The following is a 16683-nucleotide window of genomic DNA, read 5'->3' as shown; positions in this document are numbered from 1 at the left end:
GACAAGGATACGGACCGGCTCACACTCCAGCTCTGCGAGGTTTACGATAAGTTGCGTTCTTTTCTGCTGGCTTTGCTCTGTGGGTGCATTTTGCGATATACTCCTGAAGGCCCGCTGAGGTAAAGTACACACAGCCATTCTGCACATATTGCACATAAGAAATAAGACCATTGTTACGGGCCGCGTCCAGCGTTGCAATGCTGATACCCAAAATTTCTGCTGCTTCTTTTCGCGTAATAAGTTTTTCCATAAAGCATATTTCCTCCAATCCGTCAAGTTTGTCATCGTGTTTGTTCAAAATCACATGAATACGCTGGCAGCCGAAACCACCAGCGCATGGTATCTGATTTTGAACAGAAAGCGGCAAACGCTTCCTATTTATATTTCTCAGCTTTCGTCACATTTGCCACGCCCCCTGACGATGGGAACACAACAGGTCTCCGCTGGCGCGGATGTCATAACTCCGCAGCATCGTTCGTATCGTGTGCCGCAGGGTTCCCCCCAAGTCTTTGGCGGGCCGTGAGGAAGTATCTTTAAGCCCCCATGTAGTCATCGCGCCAAATCTGCCACCATTCTTTTATGAAATCGTAGATCGCTCCGAAGCAGTGCTTTCATCACCTCCCTGACTGCTCCATCCTCGCGGCGTTTCATATTCGCTCGTACATGGGTTATGTACCTGTTGTGCTGTCTATTCGATTGTCAATGTGCAGATGAAGGAGGAAAATTTGTCCTTCTTATTAACACTGACAAAAAAGGCAAAAAACAGGCGCATCAAACGAAACTTTATCAAAAATATTTTCCGAGCTGCTTTAAGCCGCGCCGGATACTGTCTCGGACACGGCTTGGGTCTACACCTTCTACCCCGGCAATTTCATTTACCGTCATTCCCAGGTAATATCGGGCATAAATCCTCTTTGCCTGTTTTTTCGGTAAATTCATCACAGCAGAATAGACCTGCTCCTGAAGCTGTTTTTCCTCCAGAAGCATCTCCGGTGTTTTCGGCTTCAACAGCACCGCATTTTCAATGCCATTCTCGCAATCCAGAGAATACTGTGCTTTATAACGATACATCTTTCGCTCATACGCAGCCTCCGCACGTTCAGCTGCTCGAATAGTCTCCATTACTTCCTCTGTCACATCTACAAAAAAGTCTGTTGTATAAACATCAGGATAAAGTTCCCGAAGGTTAATTTTCTTCATTATGTACCTCCATTTCGATTCACGGGTGATTGACGAGTGAATCGAATGGAGGTGGGGAACGACACCGGTATACAGCCGGATTATCTCCGAAAAAAAGGCAACAAAAAACGCCAGATTCCCGCAATGGGAAACTGGCGCACCAAGAACAGTCATTATTATGCTGAATCACATGGAACGATAATGCCGATGCAATGCTATACTTGCCCGGAGGAGGGGCAATGCTTTTTTTAATTGATGTAGATCATGGGAGCTTTGAAAAAGCAAAAGAGACACGGCAAATTAACCTCCAAGCGGCTACCGTGTCCCTGCAAGTCGTCATTAGTTTGTGTAAACGCAAAGAAACGGCGGCTCTGAAATTGTCCTTCAAAACCGCCGATTGAGTTCAAACCTTAAAATAGCGCACGAAATTATCTGCCCCAGTCAACGGTTTTTTTCTTTCCCCGGACGGGGCAGATAACTTATTATGCAGAGCGGAGCCGATGTGCGCTAATCGGTTCCTTGTACTTTCTCCTTCAGCTTTCGGAAAGATGTATCACTGATGGCGTGTTCAATCCGGCAGGCGTCTTGTTCCGCTGTTTCCTGATCGACGCCAGCAGCGATAAACTGCTCCATAAAAAACAAATGGCGTTCATAGATTTTCTCGGCAATCTCCCGACCTATGACGGTCAGATGAAGGAACCCATCATCATCCACGGTCAGAAAACCTCCATTTTTCAAAACGCCTACCGCATGGCTGATACTCGGTTTGCTAAAGCCCATGTGCCGGGCAAGGTCAATGGAGCGGACCATGCCCATTTTCTTTTGTAGAACAAGGATAGCCTCCAGATAATCCTCCCCAGACGCATGAATCTTCATCAGTTCCTCCTTTATGCTTATTGTTGAATCCTCCAGCCCTCAGCCTGTTCCCGAATCTTAATAAATTCCTGATAGGTTCCCCTTTGAGCCAGCAATTCCTTATGGGTTCCTTTCTGCACGACGGTTCCACCATCAATGACAAGAATTTGATCCGCATTTTCAATCGTCGCCAGTCTATGGGCAATCGTTATGATTGTTTTACCATGTGTCAGTGCGGAAATAGCCTCTTGAATCAAATGCTCATTCTCTGGGTCAATGCTGGCCGTGGCCTCGTCCAAAATGACAATCGGCGCATCTTTCAGCATGGCTCTGGCAATCGAAATCCGCTGCTTTTCACCGCCGGAAAGAGAAGAACCGCCCTCCCCAATGACGGTATCATATCCATCTGGCAAGGCCATAATAAAGTCATGGCAGCGCGCTTCTTTTGCAGCGGCAATCATCTGTTCCTCCGAAGCGTCCGGGCTGCCGAATTTGATATTGTTACGGATTGTATCCCGGAACAGATATACATTCTGGAACACCATACTGATATTTTTTAGTAAGCTGTCACAGGTAAATTCTCGAATATCTGTTTCTCCTAAAGTGATTTTTCCGGCGTCAACATCATAAAAGCGTGCAATCAGGCTACACAGGGTAGACTTGCCGCTCCCGGAGGGACCTACAATCGCTGTTGTGGTATTCTGCGGAATCGTGAAATTCACATCATGCAATACAGTCCGTTTATCGTAACCAAAGGATACATCCTGAAAAGTAATGTCATACGAGGTCGGTGTAATATCTTTTCCGTCTTGGTCGATATATTCTGCATTTTCCAGAGCTTCCAGCTTATTCATAGCGGAATCTATAAGACCCAGCATGTGAGCCGCGTCGTTAATGTTTTCCACACTTCCAAAGATTACGAAAGAAAACAGAACAAACATCAGGAAATAAGCAAGACTCATTTGCCCGTTAAGTGTCTGCCATGCACAGATAAACACAATCCCCATAGATGCCAGTTTTAAGGAGAACAGATGCAAGCAGTTAAATGGCGTATAGCCTTTTTCTACTTTGATATGAATATTTTTCAAATCCGTATTTGCCTTGCGGAAACTTTCGATAGAAGCCCCTTCCTGTCCGAACGATTTAACGATGGACAGCCCGCGGATATATTCAATCGCAGAGCCAGACATATCCTCCATGGCCTGGTGCGTGATAGCAGCGGTCTTTTCACTATGCCTGCTGATACCATGTAAGGCCAATGAGGAAAAGGCAACGCCGACAACAGAAATCACTGCTGCGGCTGGACTCAGGAAAAGGAAACACAGAAGAATTGCAATAAACTTTGCATATCCGTTGATGATGATGTCAACCATCTTCATTCCCTGCAATTCAAGTGTGGATAGCTCCGTGGTAACACCTGTCAGAATATCGCCCACGCTGTTTTTAGAAAAATATCCCAGAGGAACCCTTTTCAGCACATCGCCTAAATGGATTCGCTGCCCTGCGGCTACTTCATAGCCAATGCTTTCCTGCAACACCGCCCGCAAATAAGAGAGTAGAAAGTTAAGCGCAATCGAGCCAACAATAATCCAAAGCGTCTGCCAGATCAGGGAGGATTCTATTGTGTTGCCTGCCCAATAAGCTGCGATTGCTTTATCAAGGGCATAAGCGGCAGCCATTGTAGGGATCGCCGTAGACAGGCTGCTGAAAAAGGAAAAAACAGAGCCAAGATAGAGGCGTCCCTTATATTTCCCCGCCCATTTAATGATCCGTTTCATAGACTTAAACATGAGCGGCCACCTCCTTCTTTTCACTCACAGACCAATTCTTCGCCCCGATGTGGGCTTTCCACATATCCGCATAAAGCGGACACCGCTTCAACAATTCTTCCTGCTTTCCGCAATCCACAATCCGGCCTTTTTTCAACACGACAATCTGATCTGCGTTCTGAATGGTGGAAAGGCGGTGGGCGATCACAAGAAGAGTTTTACCCTTTGATAACGCCATGATAGATTTCTGAATTTTATCTTCGTTCTGCGGGTCAGTAAATGCTGTCGCTTCATCCAAAATAACAATCGGGGCATTTTTTAGGATCGCCCTCGCAATCGCAATTCGCTGTTTTTCGCCGCCGGACAGCCTCTTTCCGGCATCACCGGCAGGGGTATCATATCCTTTGTCCAAACGCACAATAAATTCATCACAGCAGGCCGCTTTCGCCGCCGCATATACTTCTTCATCTGTGGCGTTTGGATTTCCAAGACGGATGTTTTCTTTCAGGGAGCAATTAAACAGGAAGTTATCCTGCGTCACAAAACTGACCAGTTCGGAAAGCTGGCGTATAGACAACTCTTTGATATTCTTCCCCCCAATGGTAATGTTGCCGCCTGTCACGTCCCAAAACCTTGCAATCAGACGGGCAATCGTTGATTTACCGCCGCCAGACGGTCCTACAAGTGCCGTAAAACTTCCCTCTGGCAATTCCAGGTTCACATCATGCAACACTTCATTTTGCTCGGAACCGTCATAGGAAAAGGTTACATGCTTCAACGCAATATCATTGTGAGGAATAGATACGATTTTCCCTGAATCCGGCAGTACAGGCAGGTTCAAAAGTTCATTTGCCGCCTCTACTGCATATTCCATAGACTTTGCTTCGTTAATGAAAGTGGTTGCTTTCATCAACGGTCCAACAATGCTGAGGGAAAGGATAATCCCCATTGCAAGCTCCGCAGGGGAGATACTTCCATTCTGCACCAGCAAAAGGCCGACAGGAAGAACCCCCAGGAGCGTTGTGGGCATAATCGCCATCATAAGGTTCATCGATTTCCATGTACTCTTAAACCATGCCAAGGTAAACTCTTTGAACGACTGGACAGCATTAACAAATTTTTCATAGGAGCTTGTGCTTTGGTTAAAGGCCTTTACAACCTCGATACCTTCCACATACTCGATAATAATACTGTTGACGTGGTTATTTGCCTCCATATAAGCGGCGTACTGGCTGTTATAGTTCCTCATAAGGAAAAACATAGGAATCATGGCCAGCACCGGAGCAATCAGAACCGCCAATCCCATGCGCCAGTCAATGACCATCATCCAGGTAAAAATTGCAACAGGGAGTAGGAGGTTAGAAGTCAATTCCGGGATCATGTGTGCCAAAGGCGGCTCTAAATCCTCCACCTTATCCATGATGATATTTTTCAGATAGCCGATTCGCCGCCCCATCACTTCGCCGAGAGGCGCTTTCATCAGCCGGTCCGCAATTTTAAGCCGGATTCCTTCCAAAATGGTATAGGCTGAAATATGCGCCAGGATCGTAGAGATTCCATGGCAGGCAACCCGCAGCAGGTAGCCCGCTGCTCCAACCAGACACCAAATCAGAATGCCATTCAGGGTCACATTCTGATTGATAAATGCCAGCAGGATTTCATATACAGCCCAAAAAGGAATAAACCCTCCTGCAACGCTCAGAATGGCGCAGAATACCGAAAGAGCCATTTTCCCCTTGCATGGTGCGGCGAAGGAAAACAGAATTTTCACCCAATTATCTTTTTGCTGCTTCATTACAATCACCTTCCTTCTTTTTAGTCAGCAAAGAAAAAAGGATGGGTAGTCTTTGCTAACCATCCTTATTGTAGCAGTATTCAATTCTTCTTTCCTCTCCAAAACGGCATTTATGCACCGTTTAGAAAAAAGATTTTCGATATTCCATCGGCGTCTGCCCTATCACCTGCCGGAAAGCTGTTGCAAATTTACTGGGGCTTTCATATCCCACAGCTCCGGCAATTTCCGCAATCCCTTTTTTGGAATCCTGCCGGAGCATTGTGGCAGCAACGTTCATCCGATAACGGCGAAGATAGGAATACATGGAATCTCCGTATATTTCCTTAAAGCAGGTTTTCATCCCCGTCAACGAAATCTGGAATCGTTCAGCTAATTCATCCATCGTGTAATGCTCCTGCAAATTTGCCGTAATAAGATCATGGATCGCTTTGATTTTTTCTACCTGACCTTTATAGAAATAAGGGCGATCTTCTTTGGAATCAGAAAACTGCAAAGCGTCCAGATATAAAAGCAGCTCCAGGGCTTTTACTTTATAGTAGTCACTTTTGATCTGCTGCGGGACAAAGTAAAGCTCTGAAAAAATATGTTCAATTCCTGGCTCATTATGAATCACAAACGGTTTCTTGTCATTGCAATACTTTTTTTGAAGCTCGTACAAATCAACAGAAAATCCGCCAAAAAAGTCTTTCAGCGCCGGCACAGCAATGTCCAGATCAAATCCCAGGGTCATCCCATGATAGTGGCAGAGTGGAAAGCAGAACCGTCCCGAATGGGAACACCGGTCATCCACACGCATCTCATTCTCTTGCAAATAGCTATACGCATGATTGTCAATCTCGCTTTCGATCCGTCCCTCCCTGCAATGGTCTATATAGAGAAGCGAACTGTCCGTACTACTCTGAAAGTAGGAGGTACATTCTTTCAGGTGCATATCGCTATACATCACAAAAGCGCCATCAAAAATTTTGTGGGCTGTCATGGTTCCCTCGCCGCTCTCGTCAAAAAGCTGCAGGACAACGCAATCCTCAGTTTCAATGACATTTTTAACATTTGAGCCGCAGTTTATTTTACCATCAAACAGTTTGATTTCCGCCGCCTCCTTCCATCATAAAGAAATTAAATAACCGTTCCCGTCCTTCCGTATCCTGGAGGAAATAGCTTTCCTCCAATCTGCCGTTTTCCAGATGGATCACATAATTGCAGCACCTGAGTATAAATTCAGGATCATGGGTCACAATCACAATGGTTTTTCCTGAATCGGCAAGTCCTTTGACCGAATCGGCCACCTGCCTCATATGAAAGAGATCAAGGCCGCTGGTAGGTTCGTCAAATAGTATAACCGGACGTTCAGAGGCAATCGCAGAAGCAATCGCCACACGTTGTTTTTGCCCTCCCGAAAGCCCCATCGGATGGCAGGCTTTGTACGGGAGCAAATCCATTTCTGTCAAGATAGCCTCTGCCTTTGCCACATTTTCAGGCGATTCATCGGAATCTTTCCCCGGCATACTTAACAGGACTTCCTCTAAAACGCTCTCCGTAAAAAGCTGATGATTTACATCCTGCATGACCATATAGCATAGCTTCAACCGCTGTTTGCTTGAATAGGAAGTACCATCTTTTTCGAGGATACCTTTACATCTTTTTTCCAATCCGCATAAGCAACGAGATAGTGTCGTTTTTCCGGCTCCATTGTGCCCGATGACCGCCGTTACATTTCCGGCAGGAAGCTCTATATTTTCCAGAGAAAGCGTTTCCGGCTGTTTCTTGTATGCGAAATGGAAGTGGTTCAGTTTCCATATCCCCTGCCCTGAATGTAGACTGGCAGGCTCAATGTCTGCAAACTCACCCAGGCCAAGAGGCCGTAATCCCATTTTAGCTTTTTCCGCCGCCGGAATCAACTGAAATTCCGGCAAAGTATAATCCCCTTGTATTTCCCCGTCGCTTAAATATATGATCCTGTCTGCCAGATCATAAAGATAGTAGAGCCGGTGCTCCGCAATAATAATTGTTTTGCCCTGTGACTTCAATATTTTTAACAGTTTCCGAAAATCAGCGATGGAATAGGCGTCAAGGTTGGAAGATGGCTCGTCCAAAACAAATACATCCGGTTCCACAGCGGCGGCAGATCCACAGGCGATTTTTTGCTTTTCCCCACCGGAAAGGGAGAAAACACTTCTGTCCAGCAGATTTGTAAGGTTCAACTGCTCTGAGACCAGCTTTACCCGCTTTCGGATTTCTGCTTCTTCCAATCCATGGTTTTCACATCCAAAGGCAATTTCGCTGGTCGTATCCACATTAAAAAATTGAGAACGTGGATTCTGAAAAACAGAACCCACTTTTTTTGATATGTCAAACAGGGAAAGCCCTCTCATATCTTCTCCATCAAGCATGACAGTGCCTTCCAGCTTTCCATCGTAATAATGAGGAATCAGTCCGTTAAACAGCCGTGTCAGTGTGGTTTTACCGCAGCCCGATGTTCCGCAGAGCAGTACAAAATCCCCGTCGTTAATAGACAGGTCAATATTTCTTAATGTTCCGTGTCCTTCCCTGTCCCCAATGTCAGTTTCATTTGGAGGGTAGGAAAAAGAAACTTTTTTACATTCGATCATAGGCCTACCTCCCTGTAATCATCGTGACAATAGGAATTGCAAAAGCCACCACACATAGCAGCAGGAAAAAAACATCCTGCACATGAAAGCCGATCTCGCAGATGTTTGTCCTCTTGACCGGACCGCCCAATCCTCTTGTCAGGGCTGCCGCATTTAATTCTTCCCCGATCTTGACGGAACACATGATGACAGGGACAAGCCTGTATTCCAGCATTGCACTGGCTTTGCCCCCGCCAAAACGGATTCCTCTCATTTTCATAGCGTCCCCTATGGCATTATATTCTTCTACAACAGTAGGGAAAAATCGGAATATCACGGACATAGGAATGATGATCTGCTCCGGTAAATGCAGCTTCTTCATGGAGGCAACAAACTCGCTGACCGTCGTCGTCCTGACCGTGATGTATCCCATCATAATCCCCGGCACAAACCGCATAAAGAAACCGCAGATTGCAACAACAAGAAAGTTAGGAAGGCCGGACAGGTGGGGGAGCGCCCATAGTTGCAATATATAGCTGCCGCCATATAAAACAAAATAGATAACCGATCCCTTCCACGATTTTTCCGTGAGCAGCAGGATCAATGGAACAGCAGCCAAAATAGGAGCAAACTGTTTAGAAGCAGCCCCACCTCCGCCGCTCAAGACAAAGAGGGCAATCGTAACAAGCAATGCCAACTTTGTCCGAGGGTCTAACGACAGGCCGGTTTCCTTTTTTTTGCTTGCTAACAATTCACGGCGCATTATGCAATACCCGCACGCTTAAAGTGCTTTTTGAAAATTTTCTGACCGATCACACCGCCGATCACGCCGCAAACGAACCCGGCAATCAAAAGAATGGGGAGCGTATATGCCGAGATATAGCTCATAATGGAATCTGCATACTCTTGTCCATAACCGCTGATTAGCTGCTGATAGTAGCTGTCCCGTGTTGCAACAATGGGGATGTAGTTTCCGATGATCCACATAGAAAAAACACCATGCGATATGATTCCTTTTTTTGCACTCTTATAATCGCCGGATTTCAAAACAAGATCAGCCAGGACACCGAACACGGCACCGGTAATAATGCTCCAATACCCCATGCCGGTCAGCAACATTAAAATACCGCAGATCAGTCCTGTCAGCGATACCATTCCAAACTTCTGGACTTTAGAATAATACAGCATCATTACGATTCCGCCAATCAGCGGAACCAGCACGATCAGAAGCGGAAGAAAAATAGGGATAAATCCCAGCATGGCAATCGCCATCATCACCACAAAATAGATCGCAGTGAAGATTCCAACATTGATAAGGTCTTTTCCTTGTAGTTTATTCATTATTTGGTCCTCCTGTTTGCTTTTGTGTTAGCACCAACTAACCGCATTTCAGTATAGCAGATATGTCGGTATGTTTCTTCTCCAAAAAGGCATTTTCGCTCCAAATAGACAATTACTTTACTCTTGCTATCTTTGCGGGGAATGATTGTCTGCGTGTGAGCGTGAACATAGAACTATCCCACATTGAACAGAGGCGGTTCTTGCATAATTTGAAATGGAAACAGCCAAAATCACCGCTTCAAATTGTAGTATTAGTAGAGGGAGAAATAGAAGGTAGGGTAACGATAGCAAGCACAGCAAGCGAGTACCCGCTTGCGAATTTTGAGATTTTCAGGTCCCTTACCCGAAAATTCAAAATTGCTTGTTGGGATAGTCCCAAACCCTTATGAAGAACGGAGGCGGCGCATGGCAAACAGAAAACGGAATATCCAAATGAAATTCTATGTCACAGAGGAAGAAAAAAGGCTCATAGATGAGCGGATAAAACTGATAGCCTCCCTACCGCATTCTATATCATTCTCGTTTGGCAACGAACTAAAAGCTGAAATCTGCAATTCATCCTCATAGTTCAATTAGCAGCCGGAAACGCCATAATCATGGAGCAACCATGTTATCAAAAAGGAATCAGCATAATCAGTCCTGTTCTCAAGCACAATAAGGTTATTCCTTTGTGCAAATCGGAACGATAAAATATATTTGAGGTGAACGATTATGCCGATTGATGATTTGACTGCTTTGGGGCAAAAAATGCGGGAAGCCCGAAAGAAAAAAGACCTGACACAGCAGGAGCTTGCGGATCTGAGCCATGTTTCTGTAAAGCAAATCGCCAATATCGAAAAGGGAAAAATGAATCCTTCTTATTTAATTTTAAGAGCATTGGCAAAGGTTCTACACATCTCTTTAGATACGCTTATAAATCCAGATGTTTCTCTGGAGGATGAGGGTGTCAATCAGATGAAAATGCTTTATTCCAGCTGTCCGCCAGAAATGCGTGACACCCTGCTGCATCACACCCAGGAAACGGTGAAAGAACTGACAGAGTTGTCCGAAAAATTTGAAACGAATTGAGCCAGTGAGTGAAATTTAACGATTCTCTCACTGGTTCTTTTCAATTTCGGAGAAAAGAGGCAAGCAATGCCTGTGTTAATACACACAGGCCCGCAGAGAAGAAAATCCCTTTGTGATTTTCCTCTCTGCTTGCTTGTTGAGGGCAGCGCCCCCAAGCCCCTTTGAACACAGAATTTCATTCTGTGGCTGCGCGTTCTGCGAACGCTTTTGACCAGGACCAGCTTACCGCTGGCCGTGGTCTTTTTCTTTTTCAACATCCTGTTCTACCTCCATTTTCAGCACTCGATCTACATTTGCCTTTGCCGTTAAAAGCTCCCGCATTTCCTCACGGGAACGCCGATACTCGGCATAGGTCTTTTTCTTTTCTTCCAGCAATTTCGCGTACTCCGTCTGCAACTCTTTGACCTTGGGCAGCTTCTTGACGCCCATCTCATCAAAGGCATTCTTAGCAGCCTGGTGGAGCAGAATTTCTTCCTCATGTTCTTCCCTGAATTTCTTAGAGTAACCCGCCTTGCGGTATGCCACATAGACCTCACGGGTCTTGGCATAATTTACGATGTGAGTACGCAGAACAGCGATCTCTGCCATGCGCTTTTCAGCCGCTTTGATCTGCGCCGAAAGTTCATTGTGATGTGCCGTGGCAGCCGTAGCCTTTTCTTCCAAAACCGCATACTCCAGCAGGTTATGCTCTGACAGGTAATTCATGGTCTGCGCCATTTGCTTCAGATTGAAAACTTTAGCCCATCGAGCATAGCCAGCACCTTTTCCGGCCTGCAATTTTGCCTGAATGTCCACCAGTAGATTGACCTTCGGCGGCTCCGGCTGCACGACGTTTTTTTTACGGGGCGTATGCTGTTTTTCTCCGGCCAGCACCGCACGAATTTCCGCTTCACTGTACCCGGCCCCCAGCTTGTCATCCATGCGGGCTACATTCTTCCAGCCGGGTGCTTTGAGTCGGATCGCTTTCCCGCGCCGGGATACCTCGCAGCCCATTTCGGAAAGCAGTTTCAGCAGCGCATCAAAGTCCGCTGGATTCTGCTCCAGCGCACGGTCAATCATTACTCGCAGCAGCTCTCGGTGAGAGGGCTTTGCCTGATCGCCCAGCCACTTGTTATAGCTCTTTCCGTGAAGTTTCGGATTCTCTACAATGGACAGTCTGTTTTCAATGCAGATGGTATCACTTAACCTGCGAACCGCCTTGGTACTGCCCCAAAAGTTTCGGAATTTCCGGTCATATTCTAAGCTGACCGATGACCAGATAATGTGATTATGAATGTGCGACTTGTCTATGTGAGTGCAGACCACAAAGGCATGGTTGCCTTTAGTAAATCGCTTGGCAAATTCCACACCCAGCCGGTTAGCTTCTTCCGGAGTAATCTCGCCGGGGCGGAAGGACTGGCGCACATGATAGGCAATCACATCATCCGCACCGCGTACTCGTCCGGTAGCAACGATATACTGCCTTTTTGCTAAAAGAAACTCCGCATCAACCGTTCTGCTGTCACACGCAAATCCTGCGATGAGCCTGCCATTATCTGTTTTCTGTGGATTTGCTACATAGTCGATGATGTCACTGATCGCCCGACTCTCTGTGCGACCTTTGCCGACATGAAGCGGCATGATTCTTGTAGTTGCCATAAAAAGCCCTCCTCTCAAAATATTTTCTCTGAACTCTTTGTGCCTATCGTTGAAATAAACTCTCCTTATGGGTATAATATAAAGAAACTACCAATACCTCAAAGGAGGGATTTTATGATAGAACAGCTCATTGCCGAAGCAACGGAATGTGATTTCAAAGTTGCTCTCGAAACAAAAAAGCCAAAAAGCTGGTTAAAAAGTGTCAGTGCCTTTTCCAATGGAATCGGCGGCACTCTGTTTTTCGGAGTCTCCGATGACCGGGAGCCTATCGGCTTGTCCGATGTTCAAAAGGATGCTGAAGCGATCAGCCGCTTAATCAAAGAACGTATCACACCATTACCGCAGTTTATCTTAAAGCCATTGCAGGAAGATGGTAAAAACCTGTTGGCTCTGGAGGTTTCTCCTGGCCGCAGCACCCCATACTATTACAAGGCAGACGGAGTAATGGAAGCATACATCCGTGTTGGAAATGAAAGCGTAATTGCACCGGATTACATTGTGAATGAACTGATCTTAAAGGGAACCAATCAGTCCTTTGACACCTTAACAACAGAAGCTGTGAAAAAGGATTACAGCTTCACACTCCTGGAGGCAACCTATCTGGAACGAACCGGCCTCCGCTTCGAGCCATCCGATTATGTCTCATTCGGTTTGGCTGACAAAAATGGGTTCCTGACCAATGCTGGAAAGCTCATGACCGATCAGCACACAGTTTATAACTCCCGTATGTTCTGTACCCGGTGGAATGGCTTGGAAAAAGGCTCTATCTTTGATGATGCGCTGGACGATAAGGAATACGAGGGGAATTTGATTTATTTACTGAAAAGCGGCAGTGAATTTATTCGCAATAATTCCAAAGTCCGTTTTGTCAAAGAAGCTCAGTATCGGGTAGACAAGCCGGATTATGCTGAACGAGCTGTAACAGAGGCTCTTGTCAACGCTCTCATCCATCGTGATTATATTGTGCTTGGCAGCGAAGTCCACATTGATATGTTTGATGATCGGGTGGAAATCACATCTCCGGGCGGTATGTTTGGCGGCGGCTCAATTCAGGAATACGATATTTACAGTATTCGTTCGATGCGACGAAACCCTGTGATCGCTGATCTGTTCCACCGCATGAAGTACATGGAACGCCGTGGAAGTGGTCTGCGCAAAATCGTCAGTGAAACTGAAAAGCTGCCTGGATACACAGAGGCATATAAGCCCGAATTTTCCTCAACAGCGACAGATTTCAGAGTCATCTTGAAAAATGTAAATTACCATCATGGTCCTTCTATCATAGAAACGACCCATGATAAGACCTATGACGCAACCCATGATGCAACCCATGATAAAATCCTTGCATTTTGCATAGAACCACATTCAAAATTAGAAATCGCAGAACACTGTGGATACAAAAACACAAAAAACTTTACACAAAAATATCTGCGTCCGCTATTGAACAATGGAACACTCAAAATGACACTTCCCGATAAACCGAAAAGTAAACATCAAAAATATATTACAGTTCGTTCCGAATAAACAGAGAAGCAGGGCATTGGGTCTCATCTCCCATTGTCCTGCTTCTTTTCATTCCAAATTATATTCACATCATTTACCCATACACCCAATCCTGGATCGCAAATTTCAAACTCTGTACCTTGCCCAGCAGCCAGATCGCAGCCAGCGGCAGCCCCATCGGGCTAATCAAGAATGCCATAACCAGCAAAATTGCACCATTCTGCGGGGAATAGGTAATCAGCACAGCCACGCCAAGCAGAGCAATTACCGTGCTTAGTAGACCAAGAACCAGACCGGATATGTAGATCAGCCCCGTGCAGAGCCAGACAAAAAGCGTCAACGCCAAAATGACCGGTGCAGTTACGATCATCAGCAGACATTTCAAAATCTTCATTTCTGTTCCTCCTTCCAACGCTCCAGATACTGTTTGCATAGGGCATCCGCTTCTCTCTCATCATCTTCCGTCACTTCCCGTTTTCCTTTGGTCAGTTCAATCTCCAGATAAGTCCGGTAATCATCGGCTAAGAGGTCGAACAGTTCCTTGGGAGTATGGCACACCTCGCCAGAGCAATAGTGAAAATCTTGGTCAAATTCAACTCTTACACATCCATGGCGGCTGATATAAACTTCTATGGTCTCGTCTGCGGTTAGGTAATCCGCAAAAATCTCCAGCACCTTTTCAAAGGTCAGCATCTGTTTTCACTCCTTTGCTACGCTTCTTATTCTACTCATATTATCCGGTACGGACAGGCAAAAGACAAGGATACAGACAAAAAGAAAAAGCGGAGGAAGGTGCGGCGAAGAAACGCCGTTCCTCCCTCCGCAAATGGAGTATCTATCCCTGTTATGAAAGTTTGGAGAGTTGGGTAAGGATTTCCTTCACACCCTCCCACAGTTGTTCCTGCCGCTGGGATATATCCTCCAAGTCAGCATTATAAACCCGCCCGGTCTCATGCACTTTGCGGGTCAGCTGATTCAAGTTGTTGCTGCTTCGGCGCATCAGGGAGACCAACTCCTTCAGCTCCGGCAGTTCCAGCTTGACCACATACCCATCCAGCGCCATTTTCCGCAGATAAGCGCTCAAATTCTCTGTCCCGTATTGCTGCATCTTTTGATGGATCAGTTCCAGTTCTTCTGCGGACACCCAAAACAAAACCGGAACATCCCTCTTGCGCTTTGCCATGGTTATCGCTCCGGCTCCCGTTTTTTCGGGGCGGCAGACTTATGGGCGGGCAGTTCCTGTTTGAGCTTTTGCAGGACAGAACTTTTCTGCTGTTCTTGAGCGACTTTTCGGAACTGTCTGGTGAACAGGTCGGTCAAACCGGGATTGACCTGATCTACCACCAGATAGGCACAGTGGAGGGAAGCGCCGCTGTCCTCCAGCATGGGAATGGTTTTTGCCCATGCTTTATTGTCCTGAGAGATACGCCCGTCATAGTTCTTGCGCTGGATGGTGTTGGCAAGAATAAACTGTACCCGTTCCGTCCCGAACTTTTCCAGCACATCTTTGACCGCCGCCTCCGTATCCAGCCGATTCTCTGCATAGTGGGCGCTGATGGTCTGCTCAATGGCTTCTTTGCAGGCGCTGTTCGCCTGATATGAGAGGTTGTACTGTGCCATTTCCCCATGCTCGGACGCATAGGCAGCAGAATGGGGATAGACCGGTGTTGTTCGCAGTTCCTCTTTGGCTCTGCACACATCGTCGGCACGGCTCTCAATGCTGTCCCGGATCACATCCATGTGACCGGTCTCCAGCTTTTCAAAATAGCGGTACACATCCGCCAACGGAGAGGGAGATTCCAAAAGTGCCTGAGCCTGGGTGTCGGTCAACTCCAGTTCCTCCATTGCCATCACGATGTCCTCCCGGACCGTGTACTCATAGGCATGGTTTAAGACTTCTTCCGGGGGCTGGCTTTTCAACCAGTCCCTATATTTTTCCTGCTCAGTGGCCATCTTTTCATAAAGGGCCGTATTCAGATTATTGGTATTCATGTTATCGCACCTCCTCATGCTGTTTTGGTTTCTTGTCTGTACTGCGGGGCGTCGCCGGACGCTTCAGGCTGTCCAGCACCGAGGGCCGCGCACTCTTGGCAACCACAGTTTCCGGCTGGGCATGACCCTTTCCGTCGATGTTGAGCAAAGTATCCAGCTCCACCAGACGGGCATTTTTGCTTCGCAGTTCTTCTTCATAAAGGAATGGCTTTCCGACTTCCTCCTTTGCGGCAGCCTGCTGCTGATAGAGGTTATCCAGCTGGGCCCTTGCCGCCTCCAGACGCTGGGGCATCTGGGCGAGGGCATTGTCGATACGGGTAAGATTTCCGCGCGGGTCTGTACCAAGGGTTGCCCGGTGGGTCATCTGTCCTTTCAGCAGGATCGTATACTCCTGTTTCCATGCGGAAAATTCCACGGATATGGCATAGCCCCGGTAGCTGCCAATCTGCACCGGATCGGAGGTTTTGACCTCCTTGCAGGCATCCAAAAGGGCTGCACCGGCGTTCTCCTTATCGGTCAGCAGATCGCCGCGGATTTCCATACCAGCAAAACCGTCCTCCGGGTGCGGGTGCGCTGCCAAAACCTCCAAATCGGATTCAAAGCCCTTGATAAAGCCTTTGTGCTTTTCAATCTCCTCCGGGAAGTATTTGAGCAGCTGGTCCTCCAGACGATATTGCTTGCTCTGGTGGTCGGCTTTCATCAGCTTCAGGCGGGATACCTCCACATCCAAATCCATACGCTCCTTGATGCGGGGATCTCCGGCGCACAGGGCTTTGATCTCGGCAAAGGAAAGCGCCGTTTCGTCCACATCATCGCAGGAACGCACCGGCGATTTAGAAGTCATGATCTGACTGATGAATTTTTGCTTATTCTCCACCGTCTGGTCGGGTAAGAGATGGACATTGCTGCCCATCCCTCCCCTAAGAACCGTACGTGAGAGTTTCCCCTCATACGG

18 protein-coding genes and 1 pseudogene are annotated in these 16683 nt (G+C 46.9%); 4 read left to right on the top strand and 15 right to left on the bottom strand.

The genetic code is table 11. The features are described 5' to 3' along the window. Positions 1-19: 19 nt before the first annotated feature. Entirely contained in the window at positions 20-250 is a 231-nt protein-coding gene (locus ACESSZ_RS10985) for a helix-turn-helix domain-containing protein (protein ID WP_008728422.1), read from the bottom strand. A 536-nt stretch (positions 251-786) separates the two neighbouring features. After that, complete coding sequence (locus ACESSZ_RS10980; RefSeq protein WP_015529868.1) at positions 787-1200, bottom strand: sigma-70 family RNA polymerase sigma factor; 414 nt, start codon at positions 1198-1200, stop codon at positions 787-789. 45 nt (positions 1201-1245) lie between these two features. On the opposite strand from ACESSZ_RS10980, the gene ACESSZ_RS10975 reads away from it, so the two are divergent. Together ACESSZ_RS10975 and ACESSZ_RS10970 are read left to right on the top strand one after the other, a co-directional pair. After that, positions 1246-1431, top strand: coding sequence for a hypothetical protein (locus ACESSZ_RS10975; protein WP_015529867.1), 186 nt, complete (start codon positions 1246-1248; stop codon positions 1429-1431). Then, the gene (locus ACESSZ_RS10970; RefSeq protein WP_015529866.1) at positions 1419-1580 is read left to right on the top strand and encodes a hypothetical protein; all 162 of its coding nucleotides are present in this window, start codon (positions 1419-1421) and stop codon (positions 1578-1580) included. Before ACESSZ_RS10975 ends, ACESSZ_RS10970 begins: the two co-directional genes overlap by 13 nt. Positions 1581-1686: 106 nt before the next feature. Here the strand turns inward: ACESSZ_RS10970 and ACESSZ_RS10965 are convergent, their stop codons facing one another. The 7 genes from ACESSZ_RS10965 to ACESSZ_RS10935 all read right to left on the bottom strand — a co-directional run bounded on the left by ACESSZ_RS10965 (position 1687) and on the right by ACESSZ_RS10935 (position 9527). Then, positions 1687-2055 carry a metal-dependent transcriptional regulator gene (locus ACESSZ_RS10965; protein WP_015518831.1) on the bottom strand — a complete coding sequence of 123 codons (369 nt, stop codon included), beginning with the start codon at positions 2053-2055 and terminating at the stop codon, positions 1687-1689. Positions 2056-2072: 17 nt separating this feature from the next. After that, entirely contained in the window at positions 2073-3824 is a 1752-nt protein-coding gene (locus ACESSZ_RS10960) for an ABC transporter ATP-binding protein (RefSeq protein WP_015518830.1), read from the bottom strand. Next, positions 3817-5598 (bottom strand): ABC transporter ATP-binding protein, encoded by a 1782-nt coding sequence (locus ACESSZ_RS10955; protein ID WP_015529865.1) that lies wholly within the window; start codon positions 5596-5598, stop codon positions 3817-3819. Before ACESSZ_RS10955 ends, ACESSZ_RS10960 begins: the two co-directional genes overlap by 8 nt. Positions 5599-5719: 121 nt before the next feature. After that, positions 5720-6577, bottom strand: coding sequence for a helix-turn-helix domain-containing protein (locus ACESSZ_RS10950; protein ID WP_499842805.1), 858 nt, complete (start codon positions 6575-6577; stop codon positions 5720-5722). A gap of 94 nt (positions 6578-6671) precedes the next feature. Further along, on the bottom strand, positions 6672-8207 hold the full coding sequence (locus ACESSZ_RS10945) for an ABC transporter ATP-binding protein (protein ID WP_015529862.1): 1536 nt from the start codon (positions 8205-8207) through the stop codon (positions 6672-6674). Between the two features lie 4 nt (positions 8208-8211). Beyond that, positions 8212-8949, bottom strand: coding sequence for an energy-coupling factor transporter transmembrane component T (locus tag ACESSZ_RS10940; RefSeq protein ID WP_015529861.1), 738 nt, complete (start codon positions 8947-8949; stop codon positions 8212-8214). Continuing rightward, a complete protein-coding gene (locus tag ACESSZ_RS10935) occupies positions 8949-9527 on the bottom strand; it encodes an MptD family putative ECF transporter S component (protein ID WP_015529860.1) in 579 nt (192 codons plus the stop codon). Before ACESSZ_RS10935 ends, ACESSZ_RS10940 begins: the two co-directional genes overlap by 1 nt. A 711-nt stretch (positions 9528-10238) precedes the next feature. Here ACESSZ_RS10935 and ACESSZ_RS10930 point away from each other — a divergent pair. Beyond that, complete coding sequence (locus ACESSZ_RS10930) at positions 10239-10595, top strand: helix-turn-helix domain-containing protein (protein WP_118511148.1); 357 nt, start codon at positions 10239-10241, stop codon at positions 10593-10595. A 222-nt stretch (positions 10596-10817) separates the two neighbouring features. On the opposite strand, the gene ACESSZ_RS10925 is transcribed toward ACESSZ_RS10930, so the two are convergent. After that, positions 10818-12233, bottom strand: coding sequence for a relaxase/mobilization nuclease domain-containing protein (locus ACESSZ_RS10925; protein ID WP_118175746.1), 1416 nt, complete (start codon positions 12231-12233; stop codon positions 10818-10820). A 114-nt stretch (positions 12234-12347) separates the two neighbouring features. Here ACESSZ_RS10925 and ACESSZ_RS10920 point away from each other — a divergent pair, with 114 nt between their 5' ends. After that, the gene (locus tag ACESSZ_RS10920) at positions 12348-13757 is read left to right on the top strand and encodes an ATP-binding protein (RefSeq protein ID WP_097772890.1); all 1410 of its coding nucleotides are present in this window, start codon (positions 12348-12350) and stop codon (positions 13755-13757) included. Between the two features lie 73 nt (positions 13758-13830). Here the strand turns inward: ACESSZ_RS10920 and ACESSZ_RS10915 are convergent, their stop codons facing one another. From ACESSZ_RS10915 to ACESSZ_RS10895, 5 genes and pseudogenes are all read right to left on the bottom strand, one after another. Further along, positions 13831-14130: a CD1845 family protein gene (locus tag ACESSZ_RS10915; protein WP_117552929.1), complete on the bottom strand. Its 300-nt coding sequence runs from the start codon at positions 14128-14130 to the stop codon at positions 13831-13833. Next, positions 14127-14429 carry a hypothetical protein gene (locus ACESSZ_RS10910; RefSeq protein WP_015529855.1) on the bottom strand — a complete coding sequence of 101 codons (303 nt, stop codon included), beginning with the start codon at positions 14427-14429 and terminating at the stop codon, positions 14127-14129. The genes ACESSZ_RS10915 and ACESSZ_RS10910 overlap by 4 nt, the downstream gene beginning before the upstream one ends. Positions 14430-14580: 151 nt before the next feature. Continuing rightward, positions 14581-14925, bottom strand: a complete 345-nt coding sequence (locus ACESSZ_RS10905; protein WP_425518628.1) for a plasmid mobilization protein — start codon at positions 14923-14925, stop codon at positions 14581-14583. Beyond that, positions 14922-15728 (bottom strand): DUF3848 domain-containing protein, encoded by an 807-nt coding sequence (locus tag ACESSZ_RS10900; RefSeq protein ID WP_499708095.1) that lies wholly within the window; start codon positions 15726-15728, stop codon positions 14922-14924. Before ACESSZ_RS10900 ends, ACESSZ_RS10905 begins: the two co-directional genes overlap by 4 nt. Position 15729: 1 nt before the next feature. Next, positions 15730-16683, bottom strand: a pseudogene (locus tag ACESSZ_RS10895) (SNF2-related protein); the annotation flags it as partial.

It is taken from the genome of Eubacterium sp. 3_1_31 (genome assembly GCF_964249515.1).
Taxonomy (GTDB): Bacteria; Bacillota_I; Bacilli_A; order Erysipelotrichales; family Erysipelotrichaceae; genus Longicatena; species Longicatena caecimuris.
The sequence above is the reverse complement of the archived record's forward strand: the minus strand, read 5'-3'. Positions and strand labels throughout refer to the sequence as shown.

What these genes read in the sequence shown, in the direction of transcription:
- ACESSZ_RS10985 (WP_008728422.1), bottom strand. Translation starts at nt 250, where the DNA reads ATGGAAAAACTTATTACGCGAAAAGAAGCAGCAGAAATTTTGGGTATC.
- ACESSZ_RS10980 (WP_015529868.1), bottom strand. Translation starts at nt 1,200, where the DNA reads ATGAAGAAAATTAACCTTCGGGAACTTTATCCTGATGTTTATACAACA.
- ACESSZ_RS10975 (WP_015529867.1), top strand. Translation starts at nt 1,246, where the DNA reads ATGGAGGTGGGGAACGACACCGGTATACAGCCGGATTATCTCCGAAAA.
- ACESSZ_RS10970 (WP_015529866.1), top strand. Translation starts at nt 1,419, where the DNA reads ATGCTTTTTTTAATTGATGTAGATCATGGGAGCTTTGAAAAAGCAAAA.
- ACESSZ_RS10965 (WP_015518831.1), bottom strand. Translation starts at nt 2,055, where the DNA reads ATGAAGATTCATGCGTCTGGGGAGGATTATCTGGAGGCTATCCTTGTT.
- ACESSZ_RS10960 (WP_015518830.1), bottom strand. Translation starts at nt 3,824, where the DNA reads ATGTTTAAGTCTATGAAACGGATCATTAAATGGGCGGGGAAATATAAG.
- ACESSZ_RS10955 (WP_015529865.1), bottom strand. Translation starts at nt 5,598, where the DNA reads ATGAAGCAGCAAAAAGATAATTGGGTGAAAATTCTGTTTTCCTTCGCC.
- ACESSZ_RS10950 (WP_499842805.1), bottom strand. Translation starts at nt 6,577, where the DNA reads ATGACAGCCCACAAAATTTTTGATGGCGCTTTTGTGATGTATAGCGAT.
- ACESSZ_RS10945 (WP_015529862.1), bottom strand. Translation starts at nt 8,207, where the DNA reads ATGATCGAATGTAAAAAAGTTTCTTTTTCCTACCCTCCAAATGAAACT.
- ACESSZ_RS10940 (WP_015529861.1), bottom strand. Translation starts at nt 8,949, where the DNA reads ATGCGCCGTGAATTGTTAGCAAGCAAAAAAAAGGAAACCGGCCTGTCG.
- ACESSZ_RS10935 (WP_015529860.1), bottom strand. Translation starts at nt 9,527, where the DNA reads ATGAATAAACTACAAGGAAAAGACCTTATCAATGTTGGAATCTTCACT.
- ACESSZ_RS10930 (WP_118511148.1), top strand. Translation starts at nt 10,239, where the DNA reads ATGCCGATTGATGATTTGACTGCTTTGGGGCAAAAAATGCGGGAAGCC.
- ACESSZ_RS10925 (WP_118175746.1), bottom strand. Translation starts at nt 12,233, where the DNA reads ATGGCAACTACAAGAATCATGCCGCTTCATGTCGGCAAAGGTCGCACA.
- ACESSZ_RS10920 (WP_097772890.1), top strand. Translation starts at nt 12,348, where the DNA reads ATGATAGAACAGCTCATTGCCGAAGCAACGGAATGTGATTTCAAAGTT.
- ACESSZ_RS10915 (WP_117552929.1), bottom strand. Translation starts at nt 14,130, where the DNA reads ATGAAGATTTTGAAATGTCTGCTGATGATCGTAACTGCACCGGTCATT.
- ACESSZ_RS10910 (WP_015529855.1), bottom strand. Translation starts at nt 14,429, where the DNA reads ATGCTGACCTTTGAAAAGGTGCTGGAGATTTTTGCGGATTACCTAACC.
- ACESSZ_RS10900 (WP_499708095.1), bottom strand. Translation starts at nt 15,728, where the DNA reads ATGAATACCAATAATCTGAATACGGCCCTTTATGAAAAGATGGCCACT.